We start from the raw sequence: 25,655 nt of genomic DNA on the forward strand, positions 1-25,655 counted from the left end.
AGACGCACTCAAGAAGGTAGGGCGGCATGAGCACCGACTCCCTGCGCATCGTCCGGCTCGCCAACTTCGTCGCCCCCGCGTCCGGCGGCCTGCGCACCGCGCTGCGCGAGCTGGGCAAGGGCTTTCGGGCGGCGGGCCACGAGCCCGTGCTGATCGTGCCCGGCGAGCGCCACAGCGACCGGGACACCGAGCAGGGCCGGGTCATCACCCTGCCAGGACCGCTGCTGCCGGGCACCGGCGGCTACCGGGTGCTGCTCGACAAGCGGCGGGTCGCCGCCCTCCTGGAGGACCTGGCCCCGGACCGCCTGGAGGTCTCCGACCGCACGACGCTGCGCTGGACCGGCCGCTGGGCCCGGCGGGCCCGCGTGCCCGCCGTCATGGTCTCCCACGAGACCGCCGACGGCGTGCTGCGCACCTGGGGCCTGTCGGAGGACCTGTCCCGGCGCGCCGCCGACGCCCTCAACGTCCGTACGGCGCACACCTACTCACGGGTCGTGTGCACCACCGAGTTCGCCGAGCGGGAGTTCGTCCGCATCGGAGCGCGCAACGTCGTACGGGCCCCGCTGGGCGTGGACCTGACGGACCGGCACCCGGCGCTGCGCGACGGCGGGCTGCGCGCCGTCCACGCGCGCGTGGACGAGACGCTGCTGGTGATGTGCTCCCGGCTGTCCGTGGAGAAGCGGCCGGGTACGGCGCTGGACGCGCTGGAGGCGTTGCTGCGGCGCGGGCGGCGGGCGTTGCTCGTGGTGGCGGGGGACGGCCCGCTGCGGGCACGGCTTGAGCAGCGGGCGCGGGAGCGCGGGCTGCCGGTGACCTTCCTCGGGCACGTCTCCGACCGCGCTGAGCTGGGCGCACTGCAGGCCTCGGCCGATGTGGCCCTGGCGCCCGGGCCGGCCGAGACGTTCGGGCTCGCCGCGCTGGAGGCCATGGCGTGCGGCACGCCCGTGGTGGCGAGCGCGTCGTCCGCGCTGCCCGAGGTCATCGGGTCCGCCGGGGCCACGGCGGCCGACAACGGAGAGGCGTTCGCCGACGCCGTCGAGACACTGCTCGGGCGCCCCGCGGCCGAGCGGCGGGACTGCGCACGCGCGCGTGCGGAGTGCTTCGGCTGGGGTGCCGCGGTGGAGGCGTTCCTGGCGGCGCACGACGCGCCGGTGGGCTGCCGGCCGGAAGAGGACGACGACGTGACGGGAGCGTCCCGTCGCACCGACGACACGTCGGTACCGTCCCGTTCCGACGCGGACCAGACGGCGACAGCCCCCCGAGCACCCCGCTCCGACGTGCGCGACGTGTCCGCGCCGTCCCGTCGTGTCGTGCCGGAGGGCGTGGCATGAGACCCGTCCGTTTCGTGGCGCTCGGGGACTCACTGACCGAGGGCGTGGGCGATCCCGTCGGCGACGGATGGCGCGGCTGGGCCGAACTGCTGGCCGACGGGATCGCCGACGGACCGGTGCAGTTCACCAACCTCGCGGTCAGCGGGGCGCAGACGCGCGACGTGCTGGAGCGCCAGACCCCGGACGCACTCGACCTGCGCCCGGACATCGCCTCCGTCGTGATCGGCGTCAACGACACGCTGCGCTGCACCTTCGACATCCACGCGGTGGCCGCCCGGCTCGACCAGGTCTACGCGGCGTTCACCCGGCAGGGCACCGTCCTGCTCACCGCGTGCCTGCCCGACCCCGGCGCGATGCTGGGACTGCCGGGCGCCCTGGCCCGCCCGCTGGCCCGCCGCCAGCGCGCGGTCAACACGGTGGTCCACGCGCTGTCGAAGCGGTACGGCGCCGTCCACCTGCACGCGGCCGAGGGCGCATGGCTCACCGACCGGGCCATGTGGAGCGCGGACCGGCTGCACCCCGGCGAGCGGGGCCACCGCCAGCTCGCGCTGCGCTTCCACGCGCTGCTCGCCGCGGCGGGCGCCGCGACCGGCACCGCGCCGTCGCCCGAGCCGGAGTTCCCCGCGCCGACCAGGTCGGCGAGCCTGTGGTGGCTGGCGACCGCCGGCACCGGCTGGGTGGCCAGGCGCTGCACCGATCTGCTGCCGCAACTGCTCAGGCTGGCCGCCGACGAGATGCGGCACCGCGCGCGGGGCACCAGCGCCCGACTCGACCTGCGGGCCGCGGCCGCCGTGTCGGCGGCCCTCGCCGCCCTGTCGGTGGCGGAGCGTACGGATGCCGCGGACGCCGCGTGAGGGCCCAGCGGTGCCGCACGGCCACGGAACGGACCGGGATGCCGGGCACCGCCTGCGCGGCGGCCGGCACGCCGGCGGCGCGGACCACCGCGATCACCGGGTAGCCCCCGGTGGTCGGATGGTCCGCGAGGAAGACCACCGGACGCCCGTCCGGCGGCACCTGCGCCGCCCCCAGGACCGTGCCCTCGCCGGGCAGTTCACCGGCACGCGCCCGTTCCAGGGCGGCCCCCTGCGTCCGCGGCCCGATCCGGTTGCCCGCCGACGAGACGCCGCGCCGAGCGGTCGGAGCCGGGCTGCAGGGAGCGGCCGGGACGCGGCCGAGGCGTGCGGCCTGGGGCCATCGGGGCGAGGGCGTCTCGCGCTGCTGTGACGGCGGTCGCTTCTGCGTCGTTTGGGTCGTTGTCAGACGGAGGACCTAGTCTGTGCACCGTGACTTCGCCTGCATCCACGGACAGCGTGCCACCACAACTCGGCGCGGGGCCGCGCCCCGCCCCGGGCCCGGCCGCCGACGAGGGGCTGGCGCGGCGGCTGCGGGCGCTCGCCTGCACCGCGCCGCTGCACGACCTGGACGCGCGCAAGGCCAACCTCGCCGGCGAGTACTCGGTGTACGGCATGGCGGAGGTGGCCCTGGCCGCCATCGACCTGGTCACGCTCAACATGGACTTCGACACGGGCGCCGACCACGAGCAGATCGTCGCCCGGCTCATCCCGCGCATCGCCGCCCAGGCCCCGCGCCGCCCGGTGTCCGAGCACGAGCGCGTGGCCCGCTGGGTCCTGGAGAACCTGATCAACGTCGGCAGCGTCGACCGCGGCTTCCGCGCCGCGTACGGCACGTTCGCGCCGGACGGCACCTACGTACGCCGCGACTACGACTTCAAACTCGTCGAGGAGGTCCCCGGCCCCGGCGGCACCGTCTACCTGCGCACCACCGACGAGGCCGTCAACGTCCTGGTCGGCGCCCTCGACACCGACGTCACCAGCGCCCAGATCGCCGCCGAGGTCAAGCTGGAGGTGCTGATCAACCGCGGCCGCCTGGCCGACGCCCAACTCGCCGCGGAGCAGGCGCGCTACCGGACCGTGCAGTACTCGGAAACGCTGCGCAGGGCCCTGGAGGCCACCCGGCGCAACGTCCGCGCGGTGGACTGGCTCAACGCCGTACCCGACATGATCGCCGAGGCCCTTGACCACGTCGCCGACCGCTATCGCCACGAGAACGCCATCCTCACCAACATCCGCAAGGCACGCGACGAGTCCGAGGACCCCGGGCACAAGCGGCGCGCCGCCGAACTGGTCGACATCGTCAAGGACTGCATCCGACGCCACACCCAGCTCCAGTCCCGGCTGCTGGAGGCCGGCCCGCTGTTCCGCGCCGAACAGGACCGGCAGGCCTTCGCCACCCCCCTGACCACGTCCGGCATGGACCTGTACGGCCATCTCGTCGCCCCCGTCCTGCCGCTGCCCGTCGAGCAGGCGGTCAGGGTCACGGACGCCTTCTTCGCGCGCGGCACCGGACTGCGCACACCGGTGTCGGTACGGGTCGGCGACCTGGTCGACCTCCTGCTGACCCCGCCGGTGGAACGGGAGCACCTGGGCGCCGAGATGCCCGAGCCCGATCTGATCGCCACACCGGACGACAGCCGGTTCAGCGACGAGCAGCTGGCCGCGGCCACGGAACTGCTGGACCTGCCGGCGGACGCGCCGCGCCGGCTGTCCGGGCTGCTCGCCGAGGCACGCCGCCGGGACCCCGAACTGCCCTACCTGGTCGCGCTGCTGGCCGTGCACGCGGCCAGCCCCCCGGTCGGCACCGCCTACCGCCAGGGCGAGGAGAAACTGCTGTTCGCCGTGGACGACGGTACGGAACTGGACGACCCCGAGTTCGGCGGCGCCGACCTGATCGTCGGCACCGCCCTGCTGGATTCGGCGGGCATGGCGGCCGACCGGACCGAGGCGGCATGACCCCACCCGACCGTCCCACCCGAAAAGGCCAGCGCAGCAAGGAGCCCCGACCGTGACCGAGCCCGCCGACCGCAGCGAGCCCGAGCCCGCCGCCACCCCCGCGGGCTCCGCCGTCACCCCCGCCGACGCCGCCGACGCCGCCCGGCTCGTCGCCTTCGGACTTCAGCCCAAACTGCAGCCCGCCCGCGACCAGGAGTACACGGAACTGCTGCGCCGCCACCGCGAGGACCCGGCGTTCGCGCGGCTCGCGGACGCCGTGGCCGCCGGACTCGGCCTGGTCGTGCTGGAGGTGTCACCGCGCGCGGGCATGGCGGTGACCGCCGCCGAGGACTCCGTCTTCGCCGTCCGCATGGGCGACTACGCCCGCCGCACCGCCGCCGACTCCGCGGACCGGTTCCTGCACGGCCTCGCCCATCTCGCCATCGCCGCGCTGGCCTTCCCCCGCCCGGAGGACCTCGCCGACGACGGCTACATCGGGCGGGTCTCCGTCAACGGCGTCGACGCGTTCGTACGACAGGCATGCCGGCGCCTCGAAGAGCGGGCCGCGGAGCGGGGCGAGAACACCGACCCGGCCACCGACGCGCCCGGCCTGGAGGCCGCCTGGCGGATCTGGGTGCGGCGCAGCGCCACCGGCGCCACCAAGGACGCCCGCCGGCCTGCCGGTTCCACCACCGGCATCGTCGGCAAGGCGGTCGCCTTCCTCACCGACTCCGGCTTCCTGCAGAGAACCGGCGACGACAACGGCGGCACCTACCGCACCACGGCGCGCTACCAGCTCCAGGTCCGCGACATGGCAGGCGGCGCCGCCCTGGCCGAACTGCTCGAACTCGGCGTCGTCCCGGTCACCGACGGCACGGCCAGCCTGCTGCCCGCCGAGGACACCGACGACCTGGATCTGGTGGCCGACGCCGGGCTGCCGTTCCACTCCTGACGGTCGCCCACCGCACCTGACCGTAGCCCTGCCCCTCCGAACACCTGCCCCTCCGTAGCCCCGCCCCTTCGAAGACCTTCCACGAGAGTCCGCCATGTACGAGCTGTCCCGGGTCCGCCTCTACTCCATCGGTCCTGCCGGTGCGCGCTACGCCGACACCGTGCTCGACCTGCGGGGCGTGGGCGAGCCGGTGCCCGACCCCGCCCCCACGCAGGCGGAGTTCTTCGAGGACGAGCCCGTCGGACCGCCGCGCCGCCCCGCGCCCGCCAGCGTGCTCTTCCTGGAGAACGGCGGCGGCAAGTCCGTCCTGCTCAAGCTGATCTTCTCGGTGATGCTGCCGGGCCACCGCAACACCCTCGGCGGCGCCAGCTCCGGCGTGCTGCGCAAGTTCCTGCTCGCCGACGACTGCGGCCACGTGGCCCTGGAGTGGCAGCACGTGCAGACCGGCGAATGCGTCGTCGTCGGCAAGGTCAGCGAATGGCGCGGACGGCAGGTCTCCAACGACCCGCGCAAGTTCGCCGAGGCATGGTACTCCTTCCGGCCGGGCCCCGGACTCAGCCTCGACAACCTCCCCGTGGCCGAGTCCACCGCCGTACGCCCGCCCGCCGAGGGCCAGTCGGGCGCCCAGGGCCGCCGGCGCACCATGAAGGGCTTCCGGGACGCCCTCACCGAGGCGGGCAAGGCGTATCCGCACCTGGAGGTGCACTGGGAGGAGACCCACGAACGCTGGACCGAGCACCTGGGCGACCTCGGCCTCGACCCCGAACTCTTCCGTTACCAGCGGGAGATGAACGCGGACGAGGGCGAGGCGGCCGGCCTGTTCGCGGTCAAGAAGGACTCCGACTTCACCGACCTGCTGCTGCGCGCGGTCACCGACACCCGGGACACCGACGGCCTCGCCGACCTGGTCGGCGGCTTCGGCAACAAGCTGGGCCGACGCGCCGAACTGATCGCCGAACGGGACTTCACCGCCGGGTCGGTCGACCTGCTCGGCCGGATCGTCGAGGCCACCGAAGCCCGCGCACGCGCGCGTGACATCCACGCCGGCGCCGAACGCCGCACCCGCACCCTCGCCCGGCGGCTGTCCGCGCGCGGCGTCGTGGAACGGGTGCGGGCCGCCGACCTCGCCCAGCAGGTCACGGCCGCCGCGCACACCGTCACCCACTCCGAGGGCGCGCGCGAGCGCAGCGCGCTCATCGCCGCCGAACTCGCCTACCGGCACGCCTCACTGGCGCTCGCCGCCGGCGAGAAGTCGGCCACCGCGCAAAAACGCGAACTGGCCGACGCGCGCACCCTGCACTCCGCCTGGCAGGCGGCCGAGGCCGTGCTGCGCCACCGCGCCGCCGCCGACCGTGTCACGCGCGTGGCCACCGCGATCCAGGAAGCCGAACGGGACGCGGCCCCGGCCCTGGCCGCCCGCGCCAAGGCCGCCGTAGACCTCGTACGGGCCCTGCACGCCGCCGCCGAGAACGCCGAGACCCTGGCCAACGAGGGGGAGGAACGCGCGGCCGCCCTCCAGGAGGCAGGCGAGGCGGCCCACCGGGACTCGACCGCCGCCGCCACCGAGGCGCAGCGCGCCCGCAGCGAGATCGGACACCTCAGACAGCGCCTGACCGAGGTCGAGCAGGAGACCGCCGAGGCGGTGCGCGCGGGCTGGCTCGACGACAGCGCCCCCGACGCGGACCCGGCCCGCGCCGCCCTCGCGGCCAGCGACGCCGAGAAGACCGCCGTGGCCGCCTGGGACACGGCCCGCGACGCGGCGCGCAAGGCGGCGGACCACGCGCGCGAAGCCGCGTCCACCGAGTCCCGCGCCGAGTTGACCGCCGCCCGAGCCGCGGACGCGGCGACCGCCGCCGACCGCGCCCACCAGGCCGAACGCCGCATCGCCGAGGCACTGGCCGCCGAGGAGCGGCTGGGCGAACTGCTCGGCCTGCCGGGCACCCGGGGCGGCACACGGGCCGGGGTGCCCGCACCGCGCGCGGGCGGCGACACCACCCGGACCTCGGACCCGGGCGCGGCACCCGGCGCCCCTGCCGAGACCGCGGACGCGGACCACGCCCGCCCCGGCGGCGACGGACCCCTCACCCCCGAGGACCTGGACCGCTTCGCCGACGAACTGCGCGCCCTGCTCGACGACTCCGTCTCCTCCGCCGAACGGCACCTCTTCGAACTGCGCACCGCCGCCGCCGACGACGCCCGCATCCTCGGCGCGCTCGGCGACGGCGGACTGCTGCCGCCCGGCCCCGACGTGCTCGCCACCGTCGAATTCCTCGGCGAACACGGCATCCCCGCGCTGCCCGGCTGGCGCTACCTCGCCCAGGCCGTCGACCCGGCCGACCACGCGCGTGTGCTCGCCGCCCGCCCCGAACTCGTCGACGGCGTGATCATCACCGATCCGGACACCCACGCCCGCGCCCGCGAAACCCTCGGGGACGCCGCGCTGCTGCCGCGGTCCGCCGTGGCCGTCGGCACCGCCGCCGCCCTGCTCGCCCCGACCCCCGCCGCCGACGCGAGCGCCGGCGAGGTGTTCCTGGTGCCGCCGAACCCGGCCATGCACGACGAGTACGCCGCCGACGAGGAACGGCAGGCGCTGCGCGCCCGGGCCGCCGAACGGGACGAGGAGATCCGCGCGCTCGCCGCACGGCTCGCCAAGGACCGGGAGCTGGCCGCCCGGCTCGCCTCCTGGCGCACCGGCTGCCCGGCGGGACGGCTCGTCGAACTGGCCCGCGCCGCCCGGGACGCCCGCATGTTCGCCGAGGAGTCCGAGGCGGAACTCGCCGAGGCCCGGACCGCGCGCGCCGAAGCCGACGAGGCCGCCGCCGAGGCCGCCCAGGACCGCGACGAGCGCCAGGAGGCCGCGCAGAAGGCCCGGCGCGCCGCCGACGCGCTCGCCGGGCTCGCCTTCCGGCTGCGTGAGCGCTCCGGCTGGCAGGCCAAGCTGCGCGAACTCGCCGACGAGGCCGCCGAGTCGGAGGCCCGGGCCCAGGTCTGCCTGGAGCGCGCCCGCGCCGCCGACGAGGACCGCCGCGCCGCTCAGCGCGCCGCCGACGACGCCCGCCGCACCGCCCGCGCACTGCGCGCCGAACGCTCCGAGATCGCCGGCGCACCCGACGACGTGCCCGCGGCCGAGGGCGACGCCGACGCCTCGAAGGCGTCCCTGCCCGCACTCCGCGAGGCATACCGCGCCGCCTCCCAGGTGTACGAGAAGGTGGGCGTCGGGGCCGATCTGCGCGCCGAGCAGGCCCGCGCGGAGAGCGACGAGAGCGCGGCCCGCGCCGAACTGGACCGGCTCAGCAACAAGGTCCGCACCCGGGCCGAACAACTGCTGCAGTCGCCCGACGGCTCCGACGGCCCCTCCCGGCAGGCCGCCGCCGCACGCGCCGAGGAACTGGTCCAGCTCCTGGAGACCCGCATGTCCGCCGCGAGCGAGCAACTGGGCCGGCTGCGCGGCGAGGCCGAACGGCACGCCCCCGAGGACGGCGGCGCGCACACCGAACTGCCCGAAGAACTCCTCCCGCGCGACGCCGAGCACGCCCAGGCGCTGCTGCGCACCGCCACGACCGAACTCGCCTCCCGCACCGAAGCGTTGGCCCAGGCCCGCGACGCGCACGCCGAACTGCTCGCGGCCCACCGCGCGGCCGAGGACGCGGCCGGCGGCTTCGACGAGGTCGCCGCCATGCTCCGCGACCTGCTGCGCGAGCACACAGCCGACGAGGAGCAGGAGGAACCCGAGCCGTACCCCGGCTCCCTGGAGGAGGCCAGACGGTCCGCCGCGGAGGCCCGTCGCTCGCTGCGCGGCTGCGCCGCCGACCTGTCCGCCGCCGAGGCCGCCGTACGCGAGGCCGGCGACGTCCTGGTCCGGCACGCCAACTCAACCCGCTACGAGCAGGTGCGCACCCCCGCCCGGCAGCAGATCCGCGAGCTGCCCGCCGCCGCGCTGCCCGAGCACGCCCAGAAGTGGGCCGCCGCCTTCGCCCCCCGACTGCGGGTCCTCACCGACGAGTTGGCGCAGCTCGAACGCAACCGCGACTCCATCGTGGACCGGCTGCGCGGACTGGTCGAGTCGGCGCTCGCCACCCTGCGCTCCGCCCAGCGGCTGTCCCGGCTGCCCGAAGGGCTCGGCGAGTGGTCGGGACAGGAATTCCTGCGCATCCGCTTCGAGGAACCCGACCAGGCCACGCTCACCGAACGGCTCGGCGAGGTGATCGACGAGGCGACCCGCGCCGCCCTGAAGAAGAACTCCGACCTGCGGCGCGACGGCATGTCCCTGCTGCTTCGCGGAGTCGCCGCCGCGCTGCGGCCCAAGGGTGTGGCCGTCGAGATCCTCAAGCCGGACGCCGTCCTGCGCGCCGAACGCGTCCCCGTCGGACAGATGGGCGACGTCTTCTCCGGCGGCCAGCTGCTCACCGCCGCGATCGCCCTGTACTGCACGATGGCCGCCCTGCGGTCGAACGACCGCGGACGGGACAGGCACCGGCACGCCGGCACCCTGTTCCTCGACAACCCCATCGGCCGCGCCAACGCCACCTATCTGCTGGAGCTGCAACGCGCCGTCTCCGACGCGCTCGGCGTACAACTCCTCTACACCACTGGCCTGTTCGACACGACGGCACTGGCCGAGTTCCCACTGGTCATCCGCTTGCGCAACGATGCCGACCTGCGGGCCGGGCTGAAGTACATCAGCGTGGAGGAACACCTGCGGCCGGGACTTCCGCAGCAGGCCGCGGCCGGGGAAGCGGTGCACAGCGAGATCACGGCGACCCGCATGTTCAAACGCCCGGCGCCCAGCACGCCCTGACCGGGACAGCGGCCGAGCGCCACGGGCCGCTACCGGGCGGCCACGGCCCCGGCCTGCGCCGCCCTCACGGCCCCGGCCGGCGCCGACCGTGTCTCAGGAGTGCGACAGCTGGCCGGTGCCGCCCCGCCTGCGTATCCGTTCCCGTTCCCGCGCGGCGGCCTTCGCCTGCCGCCGGGCGGCGCGCCGCTCCCGGCGCAGCGACCGCGCCGTGCTGCTCGGCACCGACACCACGCCATTGCGCTGGTTCCAGACCTGGCGCGTCACCCAGACGTCGAGCACGCCCCAGGTGGCGACCACCGTGCTGGCCACACTGCTGATGACCATCGGGAAGGCCAGCCAGGACCCGGCCAGCGTGCACAGAAAGGCCACCATCGCCTGCATCAGCGTCACCGCGATGATGATCACCGCCCGTACCGCCGCCGTGCGCACCGGATCGGGCAGCCGGCGTCTGCGCGCGGGTTCCTCGACCCACAATGGCCGGTATCCCGGCTGACGCCGTATCCCGGTGGCCTCGGCAGCCCACTCCTGCGACGGAACGCCGCCACTCGACGCCTCCGGGACCCGCCGCGCCGCCCCGCGCCCCGCCACGCCGTCCTCGGGCGCCTCGCGCCGCTCCGCCGTGCCCGTCACCATGTCACTCCCCACCGCCGGCAGACCCCTCCTCCGGCGCCCCGAGGCACCGGCTCCCCTGTGGTTGCCCGGCTTGCGCTGTTTTACGCCGCCAGGATGGTGGATGCGGCTCCTGTGGCCGATTCCGCCCCCATTTCCCGTAGAGAAGGACGAACGACGCGTCAGGAAGATTCCCGGCCCCGAAGAATTTCGGCCAACCGGCCCGGCGCACCCGGCCGGACACCCGAGCCGCGGACCCCCGGCCGAGGCGGCCATCTCCCGTAATGCCCGGACAACTCGCCATGTCCCAGAAGTGAAGGTGAAGTTCAGGCTCCGGACACGCCTTCGAGTTGACCCTGCGACGGTAGTAGGCTCGCGCCGTTTGTTGACGCACCTGTGCACCCCCGTCCGCAGGGGGACCGAGCTGGGGGAGGCCATGCGTTTTCGCGGGAAGTCGATCCGCCGGAAGATCGTGGCGCTGCTTCTCGTGCCGCTGGTGTCCCTGGCCGCCATCTGGGGCTTTGCGACCGTGCTCACGGGTCGGGAGGTGGCCCGGGTCTTCGATGTGTCGCACGTGGTGGAGAAGATCGAGTACCCCACCGAGGACACCGTCCGTGCCCTGCAGCAGGAGCGCCGTCAGACCCTTGTCCACCTCGCCGACCCGCGCGCCTCGGACGCTCTCGGCGCCCTGCGCCGGACCCGGACCGCCACCGACGAGGCCATCGCCGAGATCCGGAAGAACGCCGGGACCTCCGACGTCCGCGACAGCATGAGCGCGGGCGACGACGAACGGCTCACCGCGGTGCTGGACGCGCTTGACGGCGTCGACTCCCTGCGCCGCAGCGTCGAGGACGGCACGGTCACCCGCCATCAGGCCCTCGACCTCTACAACCGCGTCGTCGACCCCTGCTACTCGCTGCTGGCGAGCCTCGACGGCGTCGACGACGTGGAGATGGACACGCAGGCACGCGCCCTGGTCAACGTCAACCGCGCCCGCGAACTCCTCTCCCGCGAGGACGCGCTGCTCGGCTCCGCCCTGGTGGTCGGCAGGCTCTCCCGGGACGAGACCCGCGACGTCTCCGACCTCGTCGCCCAGCGCACCCTCCTGTACGACATCAGCCTGCCGCTGCTTCCGGCGGCCGAACGCGACCGCTACGACCGGTTCTGGAGGAGCGCCACCACCGCGCCGGTGCGGGTGGCCGAGGAGGCGGTCATCGGCTCCGGGGCGGGCACCGCGAACGAGGTCGGCGCCAAGAGCTGGGACGCCGCCGCGGGCACCGTGCTCGAAGAACTGGGCACCCTCGACGACCAGGTCGGCGACCGCTATCAGGACCGCACCCGCCCCGTCGCGGTGAGCGTGATCATCCAGGCGGCCGTCGCCGGGCTGCTCGGACTGGCCGCGTTGCTCACCTCCCTCGTCCTGTCCGTGCGGGTCGGCCGCGGACTCATCCGCGATCTGCGGCAACTGCGGCTGGAGGCGCACGAGGCGTCCGCCGTCCGGCTGCCCAGTGTGATGCGCCGCCTGTCCGCGGGTGAGAAGATCGACGTGGAGACCGAGGCCCCGCGCCTGGAGTACGACAAGAACGAGATCGGCGAGGTCGGCCAGGCGCTCAACACCCTCCAGCACGCCGCCGTCGAAGCCGCGGTCAAGCAGGCCGAACTGCGCGCCGGGGTCTCCGAGGTCTTCGTCAACCTCGCCCGGCGCAGCCAGGTGCTGCTGCACAAGCAGCTCACCCTGCTCGACAGCATGGAACGCAGGACCGAGGACACCGACGAACTCGCCGATCTGTTCCGTCTCGACCACCTCACCACCCGTATGCGCCGGCACGCCGAGGGTCTGGTGATCCTCTCCGGCGCCGCCCCCTCGCGGCAGTGGCGCAAACCCGTCCAGCTGATGGACGTCGTCCGCGCCGCCGTCGCCGAGGTCGAGGACTACGAGCGGATCGAGGTCCGCAGGCTGCCGCGCGTCGCCGTCACCGGTCCGGCCGTCGCCGACATCACCCACCTGGTGGCCGAACTGCTGGAGAACGCCACCGTGTTCTCGCCGCCGCACACGGCGGTCCAGGTCCTCGGCGAGCGGGTCGCCAACGGCTTCACCCTGGAGATCCACGACCGGGGCCTCGGCATGGCGGCCGAAGCACTGCTGGAGGCCAACCTGCGGCTCGCCGAGACACCGGAGTTCGAACTCTCCGACACGGACCGGCTCGGCCTGTTCGTGGTCAGCCGCCTCGCCCAGCGCCAGAACGTCCGCGTCTCCCTGCAGCCTTCCCCCTACGGCGGCACCACCGCGGTGGTCTTCATCCCCGACGTGCTGCTGACCGACGACGTCCCCGACACCAACGGCCTCGGCTTCCGCCTCGACCGGGACCGGACCGGGCGGGAGGCCGACCGGGAGGAGCGGCGGGCCGCCCTCGCCCAGGTGCCGGTGCACCTGCCGGGCCCGCCCGCGCCGGTCCTGGACGGCCCGGTGGAACTGGAGGCGCCCGTCGACCTGGACGCCCTCGACGACCTCCCGGGCGCCCTCACCGACGAGCCCAGTGAACGCGGTGGCATCTTCCGTGTCCGCCGCTCCCTCGCCCGTGCCGACGAGGAGGCCGCGGGCCGCACCGGCGCGGATCACCGGCGGTCCTCCGGCACGGCGGACCGGGCGGGGACCGACGATTCCTCGGACGCCCTGGTGCCGCTGCCCCGCCGCCGGACGCCCAAGCTGGTCAGCTCGCACGGCCGGCCGATCAAGGAGCAGCGCTCCCGCCGGGGTGAGGACGACGAGCCGTCCCCGCCCGGCGCCGAACCCCGTCTGGCGCCGCTGCCCTCCCGGCGCCGGGACGAGACGCCGCCGCGTTCCGGCACGGGATCCGCGGCCCGTTTCGACGCACGCGCGCAACCCCCGGCCGACGGCCCGGAAGAGCCCTCCGCGTCCCCCAAGCTCCCCCGGCGCACCAGTGGCCCGGAGAACCCCTCCGACGGCGAGGGCGGCACCGCCCCGCCGGCCGGCGCCACACCGCAGGACACCCGGTCCGGCACGGGACCGCTGCCCAGGCGCGTACGGCAGGCCAGCCTCGCCCCGCAGCTCAAGCAGGGTCCCGCGGGACGGCCCGGGCGCGAGAGGGAACCCGCCGAACGCGACGCCGACGAGGTGCGCAGCCGGATGGCCTCGCTCCAGCGCGGCTGGCAGCGCGGCCGGGAGGAGAACGCAGCGGGCGACGGAGCCCGCAACGGCACAGCACAAGGAACGACTAAGGGGGACGGTCGATGACCGCACCAAAGGCGACCGGCCACACCGCACCGGACAAGGGCGCGCTCAACTGGCTCCTCGACGACCTCGTCGACCGAGTCGCCAGCATCCGCAAGGCCGTCGTGCTCTCCGGCGACGGACTGGCCACGGGCGTGTCGAAGGATCTGACCAGGGAGGACAGCGAGCACCTGGCCGCCGTCGCGTCCGGGTTCCACAGCCTCGCCAAGGGCGTGGGCCGGCACTTCGAGGCGGGCAGCGTCCGCCAGACGGTCGTCGAACTCGATGAGGCGTTCCTCTTCGTGACGGCGGCAGGAGACGGCAGCTGCCTGGCCGTCCTCTCCGACGCGGACTCCGACGTCGGCCAGGTCGCCTACGAGATGACGCTCCTCGTCAAGCGGGTCGGCGCGCATCTGGGCACCGCCCCGCGTACCGATCTGACCGCGGGCGGGTAGTGGGATGACATGAGCGGAGACGGTCAGGGAAGAAGCCACTGGTTCGACGACGAGGCCGGACCGGTCGTCCGTCCGTACGCCATGACGCGCGGCCGCACCACCACGGTCGGCCAGCACCGCCTCGACCTGATCGCGGTGGTCGTCACGGAGCCGCACGCGGGCGACCCGGAAGCGGACCGGTCGCTGTCCCCGGAACACGTGGACATCGTCGAACTCTGCCGGAACACGCCCCAGTCGGTCGCCGAACTCGCCGCGGAACTCGACCTGCCCATCGGCGTCGTACGGGTTCTCGTCGGCGACCTCGTGGCCGCGGAACTCGTCCACGTGACACGTCCCGTACCGCCTGCGGAACTGCCCGACGAGAGTATTCTGCGCGACGTGATCAACGGCCTGCGGGCGCTGTGACCGGCGCGGAAGCGGAGAAGTGACGTGACAGGCTGGCAGTTCTGGGTCGACCGGGGCGGTACCTTCACCGACATCGTCGCGCGGCGCCCGGACGGCCGCCTGCTCACGCACAAACTGCTGTCCGACAACCCCGCGCGCTACGCCGACGCGGCCGTCGCCGGCGTACGCGCGCTCCTCGACGGCTCCCCGGAACCCATCGAGACCGTCCGCATGGGCACGACCGTCGCCACCAACGCCCTTCTGGAACGCAAGGGCGAGCGCACCCTGCTGGTCATCACCCGCGGATTCCGCGACGCCCTGCGCATCGCCTACCAGAACCGCCCCCACATCTTCGCCCGGCGCATCGACCTGCCCCAACTGCTGTACGAACGCGTCGTGGAGGTCGACGAGCGGATCGCGGCCGACGGCACCGTAATCAGCGCACCCGACCTGGACGCCCTGCGAGGGCCGCTCCAGGAGGCGTACGACGACGGGATCCGCGCCGTCGCCGTCGTGTGCATGCACAGTCATCTGCATCCCGCCCACGAGCAGGCGATCGGCGAACTGGCCGCCCGCATCGGCTTCCCGCAGATCTCGTTGTCCAGCGAGGTCAGCCCCCTGATGAAGCTCGTCCCACGCGGCGACACCGCGGTCGTCGACGCCTACCTGTCGCCCGTGCTGCGCCGCTACGTCCAGCACGTCGCAGACGAACTCCAGGGCGTACGGCTGATGTTCATGCAGTCGAACGGCGGTCTCGCCGAGGCCGGGCAGTTCCGCGGCAAGGACGCCATCCTGTCCGGGCCCGCCGGCGGAATCGTCGGCATGGCCCGCATGTCGCGGCTCGCCGGCTTCGACCGGGTCATCGGCTTCGACATGGGCGGCACCTCCACCGACGTCTCGCACTTCGCGGGCGAGTACGAACGCGTCTTCACCACGCAGATCGCCGGCGTACGGCTGCGCGCGCCCATGCTGGACATCCACACCGTCGCCGCCGGCGGCGGCTCGGTCCTGCACTTCGACGGCTCCCGCTACCGGGTCGGTCCCGACTCGGCGGGCGCGGACCCAGGCCCCGCCTGCTACCGCGGCGGCGGCCCGCTCGCCGTCACCGACGCCAACGTCATGCTGGGCCGTATCCAACCCGCGCACTTTCCCGCCGTGTTCGGCCGCGAGGGCGACCAGCCCCTGGACGACGGGCTCGTCCGGGACCGGTTCACCGCGCTCGCCCGCGAGATCCGCGAGCGGACCGGAGACGACCGCACCCCCGAGCAGGTCGCCGAGGGCTTCCTGCAGATCGCCGTCGCCAACATCGCCAACGCCGTGAAGCGGATCTCCGTCCAGAAGGGGCACGACGTCACCCGCTACGCCCTCACCACCTTCGGCGGGGCGGGCGGACAGCACGCCTGCATGGTCGCCGACTCGCTCGGTATCCGCACCGTCCTCGTGCCCCCCATGGCCGGTGTCCTGTCCGCGCTCGGCATCGGCCTCGCCGACACCACCGCGATGCGCGAGCAGTCCGTCGAGGCACCGCTGGAGGCCGCCTCCATGCCGGGCGTCCGCAGGACCGCCGACGACCTGGAGACCGCGGCCCGCGCGGAACTCCAGGCCGAGGACGTCCCGGAGGACCGCATCGAGGTCACCCGCCGCGCCCAGCTCCGCTACGACGGCACGGACACCGTCCTCACCGTCGAGCTGACCGAGCCCGACACCATGAGGCACTCCTTCGAAGAACGTCATCGCGCCACGTACTCCTTCACCCTCGACCGTCCCGTCGTGGTCGAAGCCCTCTCCGTCGAAGCCACCGGCATCACCCCACCCCCGGATCTGTCCGCCCTCGCCACCTACGAGGACCGCGCCGCCACGCCCGAGACCGTCCGCCTCCACACCGGCGGCGCCTGGCGCGACGTACCCCTCCACCGCCGTGAGGCGCTGCCACCCGGACGGATCGTCACCGGCCCCGCGATCATCACCGAGGCCAGCGCGACGACCGTCGTCGACGACGGCTGGAAGGCCGCGACGACCGACGACGGGCATCTGGTCCTGGAACGCGCGGCGATTACACAGAGTTCCGATCTCGACACGAAAGTCGACCCGGTTCTGCTGGAGGTCTTCAACAACCTGTTCATGTCCATCGCCGAGCAGATGGGCGCCCGGTTGGAGTCCACCGCGCAGTCCGTGAACATCAAGGAACGCCTCGACTTCTCCTGCGCCCTGTTCGATCCGGACGGAAACCTGGTGGCCAACGCCCCGCACATCCCCGTCCACCTCGGCTCGATGGGCACCGGCGTCAAAGAGGTCATCCGCCGCCGCGGCGACTCGATGCGGCCCGGCGACACCTACGCCGTCAACGACCCCTACCACGGCGGAACCCACCTGCCGGACGTCACCGTCATCACGCCCGTGTTCGGCACGGACGGTGACCGGATCCTGTTCTACGTCGCCTCCCGCGGCCACCACGCCGAGATCGGCGGCATCGCGCCCGGCTCGATGCCCGCCGACAGCCGCACCATCGAGGAGGAAGGCGTCCTCTTCGACAACTGGCTACTCGCCGAGAACGGCCGCTTCCGCGAGGAGGAGACGCTGCGCCTGCTCACCGAGGCGCCGTACCCCACGCGCAACGCCGGAACCAACCTCGCCGACCTGCGCGCGCAGATCGCCGCCAACCAGAAGGGCGTCGACGAGGTCGGCCGCATGATCGAGGACTTCGGGCTCGACGTCGTCCAGGCCTACATGCGGCACGTCCAGGACAACGCCGAGGAAGCCGTCCGCCGTGTCATCGACGCGCTGGACGACGGGGAGTACGCCTACGAGACCGACTCCGGCGCCGTCATCCGGGTGCGTGTGCACGTGGACCGCGCGGGCCGCGCCGCGACCATCGACTTCACGGGGACGTCCGCGCAGCTCGCCACCAACTTCAACGCGCCGCTCTCGGTCGTCAACGCCGCCGTCCTGTACGTCTTCCGCACCCTCGTCGCCGACGACATCCCGCTCAACGACGGCTGTCTGCGCCCCCTGGAGATCATCGTGCCGGACGGCTCGATGCTCGCGCCGGAACCGCCCGCCGCCGTCGTCGCGGGCAACGTCGAGACCTCCCAGTCCATCACCGGCGCTCTCTACGCGGCCCTCGGTGTCCAGGCCGAGGGCTCCGGGACCATGAACAACGTCACCTTCGGCAACGAGCGGCACCAGTACTACGAGACCGTCGCCTCAGGGTCCGGCGCCGGCGACGGCTTCCCCGGCGCGAGCGTCGTGCAGACCCACATGACCAACTCGCGGCTCACCGATCCCGAAGTCCTCGAATGGCGACTGCCCGTGCGACTCGACGAGTTCGCGATCCGGCGGGGGAGCGGCGGGAGCGGACGGTGGCCCGGCGGGGACGGCGCGGTGCGCCGCATCCGGTTCCACGAGGCCATGACCGTCTCCACACTGTCCCAGCACCGCAGGGTCGCGCCCTACGGCATGGCGGGCGGCTCTCCGGGCGCGCTCGGCGCCAACCGCGTGGAACGGGCCGACGGCTCGGTCACCGAACTCGCCGGAAGCGACTTGGCGGACGTCGGCCCCGGCGACGTACTCGTCATCGAAACCCCCGGTGGCGGCGGCTACGGCCGGCCGGCACCCCACCCCCATCAAGCAGGAGAAGAGACCGATGATCTTCGGGCGTTCTGAGCGCGGCAAGCCCCCGGTCGAGCCCGTCACGCTCAAGATCCTGGTGGCCGGCGGTTTCGGCGTGGGCAAGACGACCCTCGTCGGCGCGGTCAGCGAGATCAGGCCACTGCGCACGGAGGAACTGCTCACCGAGGCCGGACGCCCGGTGGACGACACCAGCGGCGTGGAGGGCAAGCACACCACGACCGTGGCCATGGACTTCGGCCGGATCACGCTCCGCGAGGACCTGGTCCTGTACCTGTTCGGCACCCCGGGGCAGGAGCGGTTCTGGTTCATGTGGGACGAGCTGTCCGAGGGCGCGCTCGGCGCGGTCGTCCTCGCCGACACCCGCCGACTGGAGGACTGCTTCGCCGCCGTCGACTACTTCGAACGGCGTTCCATACCCTTCGTCGTCGGCGTCAACTGCTTCGAGGGAGCGTCCCGTTACCCGGCGGACGACGTCCGTCAGGCCCTGGACCTGGACGACGGCGTGCCGCTCGTGCTGTGCGACGCCCGCGACCGCCGGTCGGTCAAGGACGTGCTCATCGAAGTCGTCCAGCATGCGATGGCGTACGGGGCCGAGCGCCGGCAGTCCGTCACCACCTGAGCGTCACCACCTGAGCGGGCCGGCGCACGGCCCGCACCCCCGCCGACCGGGGTGCGGACCCTGGCCCGTGTGCGGCCGTCCACGCGCGCGTGCGCGCCTTTCGGGGCACACGCGCGTGGAAGCCGCTCTGGCTACTCCGCCGCGTCCTCCAGCCAGCCGAAGCTCTTCTCCACGGCCTTGCGCCAGTTGCGGTACTCGCGGTCACGCACCGACGCCTCCATCGCCGGCGTCCATTCCGCGTCCTTGCGCCAGTGCGACGTGAGTTCGTCGAGGTCGTCCCACACCCCGGTCGCCAGGCCCGCCGCGTAGGCCGCGCCGAGGCAGGTCGTCTCGGCGACCCTGGGCCGGATCACCGGCACGCCCAGCACGTCGGCCTGGTGCTGCATGAGCAGATTGTTCCGGGTCATGCCGCCGTCCACCTTCAAGGTGGTGATCCGCACGCCGGAGTCCTGGAACATGGCGTCCACGACCTCGCGCGTCTGCCAGCTCGTCGCCTCCAGCACCGCACGCGCCAGATGGGCCTTGGTGACGTACCCGGTCAGACCGGTGACGACCCCGCGTGCGTCGGAGCGCCAGTAGGGGGCGAACAGGCCCGAGAAGGCGGGCACGATGTACGCGCCGCCGTTGTCCTCGACACTCGCCGCCAGCGGCTCGATCTCGTCGGCGCCGCTGATGATCCCGAGCTGGTCGCGGAACCACTGCACCAGCGCGCCCGTTATCGCAATCGACCCCTCCAGGCAGTACACCGGCGCCTCACCGCCGATCTTGTAGCCCATCGTCGTCAGCAGCCCGCTCTTGGACGGCACGGGCCGAGTGCCGGTGTTGAGCAGCAGGAAGCTGCCGGTTCCGTAGGTGTTCTTCGCGGTGCCGACGTCGTAGCACGCCTGCCCGAACACGGCTGCCTGCTGGTCGCCCAGCGCCGACGCGACGGGGACGCCGGCGAGTTGCCCGACGGCGGTCCCGTAGACCTCCGCGGACGATCTGATCTCCGGGAGGACCGCCTCGGGCACGTTCATCGCGGCGAGGATGGCCGCGTCCCACTGCAGGGTGTGCAGGTTCATCAGCATGGTGCGGCCCGCGTTCGTCACGTCGGTGACGTGCCGTCCGCCGTCGGTGCCCCCGGTCAGATTCCAGATCAGCCAGGAGTCGACGGTGCCGAAGGCGATCTCGCCGCGCTCCGCGCGACCCCTGAGGCCCGGCACGTTGTCGAGCAGCCAGGCGACCTTGGGACCGGAGAAGTAGCTCGCCAGCGGCAGCCCCGTCTGTTCGCGGAAACGGTCCTGCCCGTCCGAGCCGCCCAGTTCGCTGCACAGGGCCGCCGTCCTCGTGTCCTGCCACACGATCGCGTTGTGCACGGGCTTGCCGGTCGCCCGGTCCCACAGGACCGTCGTCTCGCGCTGGTTGGTGATGCCGAGGGCGCTGAGCTGGTCGGCGCGCAGCCCCGCCTTGGCGAGGGCGCCGGCGACCACGGCCTGCACCTTGGACCAGATCTCGGTGGCGTCGTGCTCCACCCAGCCCGGCTTGGGGAAGATCTGCCGGTGCTCGCGCTGGTCGACGGCGACGATCGCGCCGCCGTGGTCGAAGACGATGCAGCGGCTTGAGGTGGTGCCCTGGTCGATGGCGGCGACGTAGGTCCCGGCGGTGTCCGTCATGGCTGTCCCTTGGTCGCTGGGTCAGAAGGCTGCGTTGTAGATGAGGCCCGCGAGCGCCCCGCCGATCAGCGGGCCGGCGACCGGGACCCAGGCGTACCCCCAGTCGGACGTGCCCTTGTTCGGGATCGGCAGGAGGGCGTGCACGATGCGCGGGCCGAGATCGCGCGCCGGGTTGATCGCGTACCCGGTGGGCCCGCCGAGGGAGAGCCCGATGCCGACCACAAGCAGCGAGACGATCAGCACGGTCGTGCCGGACTCACCGAGCCCCTTGGTCAGGCCGAAGGCCAGGACCGGCAGGACGAGCGCGATCGTCGCGATGATCTCCGTGATCAGGTTGGCCACCGGATTGCGGATCTCCGGAACGGTGGAGAAGATCCCGAGCGTCGGCGTCGGCTCGTCCGCCGCGTCCCGCGTGCGCACGTTGGCCTGGAACTGGGCCAGGTAGACGAGGTACGCGAGGACGGCGCCGAGCATCGCGCCGACCGTCTGGCCCAGCAGGTACACCCAGACCTTGTCCCACGTGCCGGTGTCGACGGCGATGCCGATGGTGACCGCGGGATTGAGCTGCCCGCCCGACAGGGGAGCGGCGGTGTAGGCGCCGGCCAGCACGCCGAATCCCCAGCCGAACGCGATCACCACCCACCCCGAGGCCCGCGCCTTGGAGTGTCTGAGGGTGACGGCGGCGCAGACACCGGCACCGAAAAGGACCAGGATCGCGGTGCCGATGATCTCGCCGACGAATATGTCTGCATTGCTCATGGCGGCTCCTAGGCGCTGGCTTCCGGGGGATCTGCCCCGGCTCTCCGTGCGGGAACGGTTCCCTTGGCGACCTTCCGCCGAAGGCAGGGAGAGTCCCGCGCCCCGCCCGGCGGCCGTGACGAGCGTGCCGTCGCAGCCGAATCGCCCGTGGGGGAGCGGGTGGTGGCTCAGAACGTGCCCGCGCGGCGCGGTGCCTGATGGCGCCGAGAATGTGCGGCGATGTCGAGCGACACCGGGAAGTGTTCACCGCCGCCCGGGGAGCGTCAAGGTCGCCGACGGCAACGGTGACACCCACGCGCGTGTGCCCCGCGCCCGCTCAACCGGCCGCGTGCGGGCGGCCGTTCAGTTCCGAGGCTCGACCGCCGCGTATCCCGCCTGGGCGGGCGGCGCGGCCGGGCCGTGCCGGATCTCGTACCCGGGCAGCCCCGCGCGCGCCAGCACCCAGCTCGCGCCGCTCAGTTCCTTCGCGGCCTTCTTCAGCGGGGCCAGGCAGGCCGCGGCCTGCCGGTGGTCGGCCACGCTGCCCGGTGCGCACACGACGGTCGCCAGGGACAGCGTGACGGGACGGCCGCCCGCCGACCACGGGGCGCTCAGCACGGCCGCGGCCAGCGGGCCCAGGCCCTCCTCGTCGGCGAGCACCAGGAAGTCGTCGCCGCCGATGTGACCCACGCGCGTGTGCCCCGCCGTGGCCTGTTGCAGGGTCCGCCCCACGGACCGGATCAGCTCGTCGCCGGCCGCGAAGCCGGCCCCGTCGTTGACCTGTTTGAAGTGATCGATGTCCAGCCAGCTCAGGGTGAAGCCACGCCCGCCGGCGATCCGCCGGTCCACCTCTGCGGTAATCGCGTCCGAACCCGGCAGCCGCGTCAGCGGATTGAGTCCGGCCGCCTCCTCGACCCGCGTCTCGGCCAGCGCCCGCACCAGGTCGGCGAGCCGGACGACGCCCACGCAGCGCCCGCGGTGGTCCACGACCGCCACGTCGTCCGAGGTGCGGTCCCGGCCGCCCACCGCGACGACGTCCAGGACCTGCCAGGCGGTGGCGTCGACGCCGACCGTGCGCGGCGGGTCGCCCAGCTTGAACGCGGGCCGGTCGGCGTACAGGGCGTGTCCGTAGCGGCCCGACATCGACAACAGGAACCGCGAGCGGTGCACCGAGCGCACCGGGGCCCCGGACTGGTCCACCAGCAGCACTCCCGACACATCGGGCGACCCGGTCAGCAGCGCTCGGACCTGGGCCGCCGAGGCGGTCACCGGCAACAGCGCGGCGGGGCGCACGAACTCCCGCACCGTCGGCCCCGAGCGCGGCACGGGCGTGGTGTCCGGGAAGCGGGGCGGAACGTATACGTCCATGGTGGGAATCCGGGCCGGCGGTGCGAACAGCTCGCCCTGCGCCAGTTGCGCGCCCGCCGACAGCGCCTCAGCGTGCTGCCGTTCGGTCTCCACGCCCTCGACCGCCAGCAGGGCGCCCAGATGCTCGCACAGCGTCCGCATGGCCCGCACCGCGGCCGGCCGGTCGAGCAGCGAGGCATCGAGCTTGACCAGGTCGGGGGCGATGTCGGTGAGCAGCCTGAGCGGTACGTCGCCCTCGCCGATTCCGTCGGCGCTGATCCGGAACCCCTGGCCGCGCAGCGCCGACAGGGCGTCCAGGAGCGCTCGCTGCGGCACGTGCGTGTACGGCGGGACGATGTCGAGGGTCACCTCCCACGGCAGGCGTCCCGCCCCGCGCACGGCGTCGTGCAGGGGCGTGAGGCCGCCGAGGTCGGCGAGCGTCGCGGCGAACACGTTGATGTGCAGGGGCACCAGCCGCTCCTGGCGAGCCGCCGCCCGGAAGGCCATCACGGCCAGTCTGCCGTCGAGTTCGGGGTCCCGACGGGCCTCGGCCAGGATGTCTCCGGTCTCCGGACGGGCCAGCGTCTCCAGTGCGGCGACTCCGCCGGTGGCCAGGTTGACCACCGGCTGGAAGGCGAAGCGGAGAGCATCCGTCCAGGGGCGCACGGGAGCATGATGACGCCATCGGCGCGCGCCCAGGCGTAGTTCATAAGACGTTCACGCAGCATTCCCGGTCGATCACACAGCGTAAGGCTCTTGGGGAGCCGCCGGACCCCATGTCACCTCCGTCGTCGGTCAGCGCAGGGCGATCACCGAGGAGCCGTGCCCGAACAGCCCCTGGTTGGCGGTGATCCCCACGCGTGCTCCGCTGATCTGCCGCTCGCCCGCGGCTCCTCTCAACTGCCAGGTCAGCTCGCAGACCTGGGCGATCGCCTGGGCGGGCACCGCCTCCCCGAAGGAGGCGAGTCCGCCGCTCGCGTTCACCGGTATGCGCCCGCCCGGGGCGGTCGCGCCCTCCCGGAGCAGCTTGGCCGCCTCGCCCTCGCCGCACAGCCCCAGATCCTCGTACCACTGCAACTCCAGGGCGGTGGAAAGGTCGTACACCTCCGCCAGGGACAGCTCCTCTGGGCCGATGCCCGCCTCCTCGTAGGCGGCCCGGGCGATCGACTCCCGGAACGTCCGCTTCGGTGGCGCGACCGCCGCCGCCGAGTCCGTGGCGATGTCCGGCAGGTCCAGCACGGAGTTGGGGTAGCAGGGCGTCACCGTGGACACCGCCCGGATCCGCACCGGTCTCGGCACCCCGTGCCGGTGCGCGAACTCCAGGCTGGACAGCACCAGTGCCGCGCCGCCGTCCGAGGTCGCGCAGATGTCGAGCAGCCGCAGCGGATCGGCGACCACCGCGGAGCCGGCGACCTCCTCGGCCGTGACCCGGCTGCGGTAGCGCGCGTAAGGATTCAGCGCGCCGCAGGCGGCGTTCTTCACCTTGACGAGGGCGAAGTCCTCCAGCGTGTCGCCGTGCACCGCCATCCGCCGCCGCGCGTACAGCCCGAAGTACGCCGGGTTGGTCGCCCCCAGCAGGCGGAAACGCAGCCAGTCCGGGTCGTCGGGCCGCTCGCCGCCGGCGGGCCGGAAGAAGCCCTTGGGCGCCGCGTCCGCGCCCACCACCAGCACCGCTTCCGCGAGCCCGGCGAGGATCTGCGCCCGCGCCGCGGCGATGGCCTGCGCGCCGGACGCACACGCCGCGTACACGCTGGTGACCCGGGCCCCCTGCCAGCCCAGGGCCTTCGCGAACGTCGCCCCCGCGACCTGCCCCGGATAGCCGCCACGCACCGTGTTCGCGCCGACGACCGATGTGATGGCGCACCACTCCAGTCCGGCGTCCGCGAGCGCGGCGCGGGCCGCCACCGCGCCGTACTCGACGAACCCGCGCCCCCACTTGCCCCAGGGGTGCAGGCCCACGCCGAGCACCGCCACGTCCGCCGTCATGCCCGCACCCCCGTCGGCCGCCAGTTCCAGGTCGTCCAGGTGGTCTCGGCGTCCTCGTGCAGCACCCCCGGGACGACCTCCACCTCCATGCCCACCGCCAGGTCCGCGGCGGTGATGCCGGGAGCAGCCTGCCCCAGCACCACGATCCGCTCGGACTCCAGCTCCACCGCGATCAACGCGTACGGCTCCCACGGAAGTTCCGGATTGCTCACATAGGGTGACGGAGGCCGATAACGGCTGTCCGTGTACGACCAGATGCGACCGCGCCGCGACAAGGGCGTTTCCACCAGCGTGCCCCCGGGGCAGCCGGGGTTGCGGCAGTGGGCGTCCTCGCGGGGGAAGAAGACCGCGGCGCAGGCCGAACAGCGCGTGCCCAGGAGCCGGAACGCGTCTCCCTCGCCCGCGAACCAGCCGGAGACCGCCGGTGTGCGTGTGCGCGACAAAGCCCCTCCAGACCTCGGATCTGATGGTACGTCAGGAGTGTGGCACGGGCCCGGGCACATGGGCAGGCCGCGCCCCGAACCGGGCCGCTCCAGCTGGAGGCGGCTTCCGGAAGACGTCCTTCCTGCGATCGGATACAGTCCGCGCGTGTCCGAATTCCAGCACTCAACCGCCAACTCCGAGCCGAACTCGCACTGTTCGAGCTGCGGAGCGCCCTACGGAGAGGGAGTCTCCGACTGGCCCCGCACCTGTGCGGCCTGCGGGGCCGTCGCCTACCGCAACCCCCTGCCGGTGGCGATCGCACTCCAGCCCGTGTACGACACGAAGGGCACCGCCCTCGTCGTCATCACCCGCACCGTCGAACCCGCGCGCGGAGGCATCGCGCTCCCGGGCGGCTACCTCGACGACCGGGAGGACTGGCGGCAGGCCGTCGTCCGCGAACTCAAGGAGGAGACGGGCATCGACGGAGCCGCCCGCGACGTACGGCTCATGGACGCGATGAGCTCGCCCGACGGGCACCTCCTGCTGTTCGGGCTGCTCCCGGAACGCCCCGCCGACGCGCTCCCGCCGTCTCGGGCGACGGACGAGACGGAAGGCCGGCACCTGCTGCGCAGGCCCGAGGAACTGGCCTTCCCCCTGCACACCCTGGCCGTACGGGCGTGGTTCGAGGGCCGGTACATATGAGCCCGGGG

General features: G+C 73.5%; 17 protein-coding genes and 1 pseudogene. 11 read left to right on the top strand and 7 right to left on the bottom strand.

The genetic code is table 11. From position 1 onward, the window contains the following. Nucleotides 1-26 precede the first annotated feature (26 nt). Both AC27LF_RS42955 and AC27LF_RS42960 read left to right on the top strand, forming a co-directional pair. On the top strand, nt 27-1,331 hold the full coding sequence (locus tag AC27LF_RS42955) for a glycosyltransferase (protein WP_479661916.1): 1,305 nt from the start codon (nt 27-29) through the stop codon (nt 1,329-1,331). Further along, the gene (locus tag AC27LF_RS42960; RefSeq protein WP_479661917.1) at nt 1,328-2,185 is read left to right on the top strand and encodes an SGNH/GDSL hydrolase family protein; all 858 of its coding nucleotides are present in this window, start codon (nt 1,328-1,330) and stop codon (nt 2,183-2,185) included. The genes AC27LF_RS42955 and AC27LF_RS42960 overlap by 4 nt, the downstream gene beginning before the upstream one ends. Before the next feature lie 7 nt (nt 2,186-2,192). Here the strand turns inward: AC27LF_RS42960 and AC27LF_RS42965 are convergent. Beyond that, nucleotides 2,193-2,453, bottom strand: a pseudogene (locus AC27LF_RS42965) (allophanate hydrolase subunit 2 family protein); the annotation flags it as partial. 161 nt (nt 2,454-2,614) lie between these two features. On the opposite strand from AC27LF_RS42965, the gene AC27LF_RS42970 reads away from it, so the two are divergent. The 3 genes from AC27LF_RS42970 (at nt 2,615) to AC27LF_RS42980 (ending at nt 9,870) form a co-directional block, all read left to right on the top strand. Beyond that, nucleotides 2,615-4,141, top strand: coding sequence for a hypothetical protein (locus tag AC27LF_RS42970; RefSeq protein WP_479661918.1), 1,527 nt, complete (start codon nt 2,615-2,617; stop codon nt 4,139-4,141). A 52-nt stretch (nt 4,142-4,193) separates the two neighbouring features. Further along, nucleotides 4,194-5,072 (top strand): hypothetical protein, encoded by an 879-nt coding sequence (locus tag AC27LF_RS42975; protein ID WP_479661919.1) that lies wholly within the window; start codon nt 4,194-4,196, stop codon nt 5,070-5,072. A 94-nt stretch (nt 5,073-5,166) separates the two neighbouring features. After that, entirely contained in the window at nt 5,167-9,870 is a 4,704-nt protein-coding gene (locus AC27LF_RS42980) for a hypothetical protein (protein ID WP_479661920.1), read from the top strand. 93 nt (nt 9,871-9,963) lie between these two features. Here the strand turns inward: AC27LF_RS42980 and AC27LF_RS42985 are convergent, their stop codons facing one another. Then, nucleotides 9,964-10,503, bottom strand: coding sequence for a hypothetical protein (locus AC27LF_RS42985; RefSeq protein WP_479661921.1), 540 nt, complete (start codon nt 10,501-10,503; stop codon nt 9,964-9,966). A gap of 412 nt (nt 10,504-10,915) precedes the next feature. Here AC27LF_RS42985 and AC27LF_RS42990 point away from each other — a divergent pair, with 412 nt between their 5' ends. From AC27LF_RS42990 to AC27LF_RS43010, 5 genes are read left to right on the top strand one after another with little or no spacing between them, the layout of a single operon-like run. Beyond that, a complete protein-coding gene (locus tag AC27LF_RS42990; protein ID WP_479661922.1) occupies nt 10,916-13,735 on the top strand; it encodes a nitrate- and nitrite sensing domain-containing protein in 2,820 nt (939 codons plus the stop codon). Then, complete coding sequence (locus tag AC27LF_RS42995; protein ID WP_404025700.1) at nt 13,732-14,166, top strand: roadblock/LC7 domain-containing protein; 435 nt, start codon at nt 13,732-13,734, stop codon at nt 14,164-14,166. The genes AC27LF_RS42990 and AC27LF_RS42995 overlap by 4 nt, the downstream gene beginning before the upstream one ends. Before the next feature lie 9 nt (nt 14,167-14,175). Next, nucleotides 14,176-14,571 (top strand): DUF742 domain-containing protein, encoded by a 396-nt coding sequence (locus AC27LF_RS43000; RefSeq protein WP_479661923.1) that lies wholly within the window; start codon nt 14,176-14,178, stop codon nt 14,569-14,571. A gap of 24 nt (nt 14,572-14,595) precedes the next feature. Further along, nucleotides 14,596-18,213: a hydantoinase B/oxoprolinase family protein gene (locus AC27LF_RS43005; RefSeq protein ID WP_479661924.1), complete on the top strand. Its 3,618-nt coding sequence runs from the start codon at nt 14,596-14,598 to the stop codon at nt 18,211-18,213. Next, nucleotides 18,194-18,799, top strand: a complete 606-nt coding sequence (locus tag AC27LF_RS43010) for a GTP-binding protein (RefSeq protein ID WP_404025707.1) — start codon at nt 18,194-18,196, stop codon at nt 18,797-18,799. Before AC27LF_RS43005 ends, AC27LF_RS43010 begins: the two co-directional genes overlap by 20 nt. A 131-nt stretch (nt 18,800-18,930) precedes the next feature. Here the strand turns inward: AC27LF_RS43010 and glpK are convergent, their stop codons facing one another. The 5 genes from glpK to AC27LF_RS43035 all read right to left on the bottom strand — a co-directional run bounded on the left by glpK (nt 18,931) and on the right by AC27LF_RS43035 (nt 24,965). Continuing rightward, nucleotides 18,931-20,451 carry a glycerol kinase GlpK gene (glpK, locus tag AC27LF_RS43015; RefSeq protein WP_479661925.1) on the bottom strand — a complete coding sequence of 507 codons (1,521 nt, stop codon included), beginning with the start codon at nt 20,449-20,451 and terminating at the stop codon, nt 18,931-18,933. Nucleotides 20,452-20,472: 21 nt separating this feature from the next. Further along, the gene (locus AC27LF_RS43020) at nt 20,473-21,210 is read right to left on the bottom strand and encodes an MIP/aquaporin family protein (protein WP_479661926.1); all 738 of its coding nucleotides are present in this window, start codon (nt 21,208-21,210) and stop codon (nt 20,473-20,475) included. Nucleotides 21,211-21,552: 342 nt separating this feature from the next. Beyond that, the gene (locus tag AC27LF_RS43025; RefSeq protein WP_479661927.1) at nt 21,553-23,202 is read right to left on the bottom strand and encodes an EAL domain-containing protein; all 1,650 of its coding nucleotides are present in this window, start codon (nt 23,200-23,202) and stop codon (nt 21,553-21,555) included. Nucleotides 23,203-23,331: 129 nt separating this feature from the next. Beyond that, the gene (locus tag AC27LF_RS43030; RefSeq protein WP_479661928.1) at nt 23,332-24,522 is read right to left on the bottom strand and encodes a lipid-transfer protein; all 1,191 of its coding nucleotides are present in this window, start codon (nt 24,520-24,522) and stop codon (nt 23,332-23,334) included. Next, on the bottom strand, nt 24,519-24,965 hold the full coding sequence (locus AC27LF_RS43035; protein ID WP_479661929.1) for a Zn-ribbon domain-containing OB-fold protein: 447 nt from the start codon (nt 24,963-24,965) through the stop codon (nt 24,519-24,521). Before AC27LF_RS43035 ends, AC27LF_RS43030 begins: the two co-directional genes overlap by 4 nt. A 145-nt stretch (nt 24,966-25,110) precedes the next feature. Between AC27LF_RS43035 and AC27LF_RS43040 the strand changes: the two genes are divergently transcribed. After that, nucleotides 25,111-25,647, top strand: a complete 537-nt coding sequence (locus AC27LF_RS43040; protein WP_479661930.1) for an NUDIX domain-containing protein — start codon at nt 25,111-25,113, stop codon at nt 25,645-25,647. Nucleotides 25,648-25,655: the final 8 nt, after the last annotated feature.

This window comes from Streptomyces diversicolor (assembly GCF_057537855.1).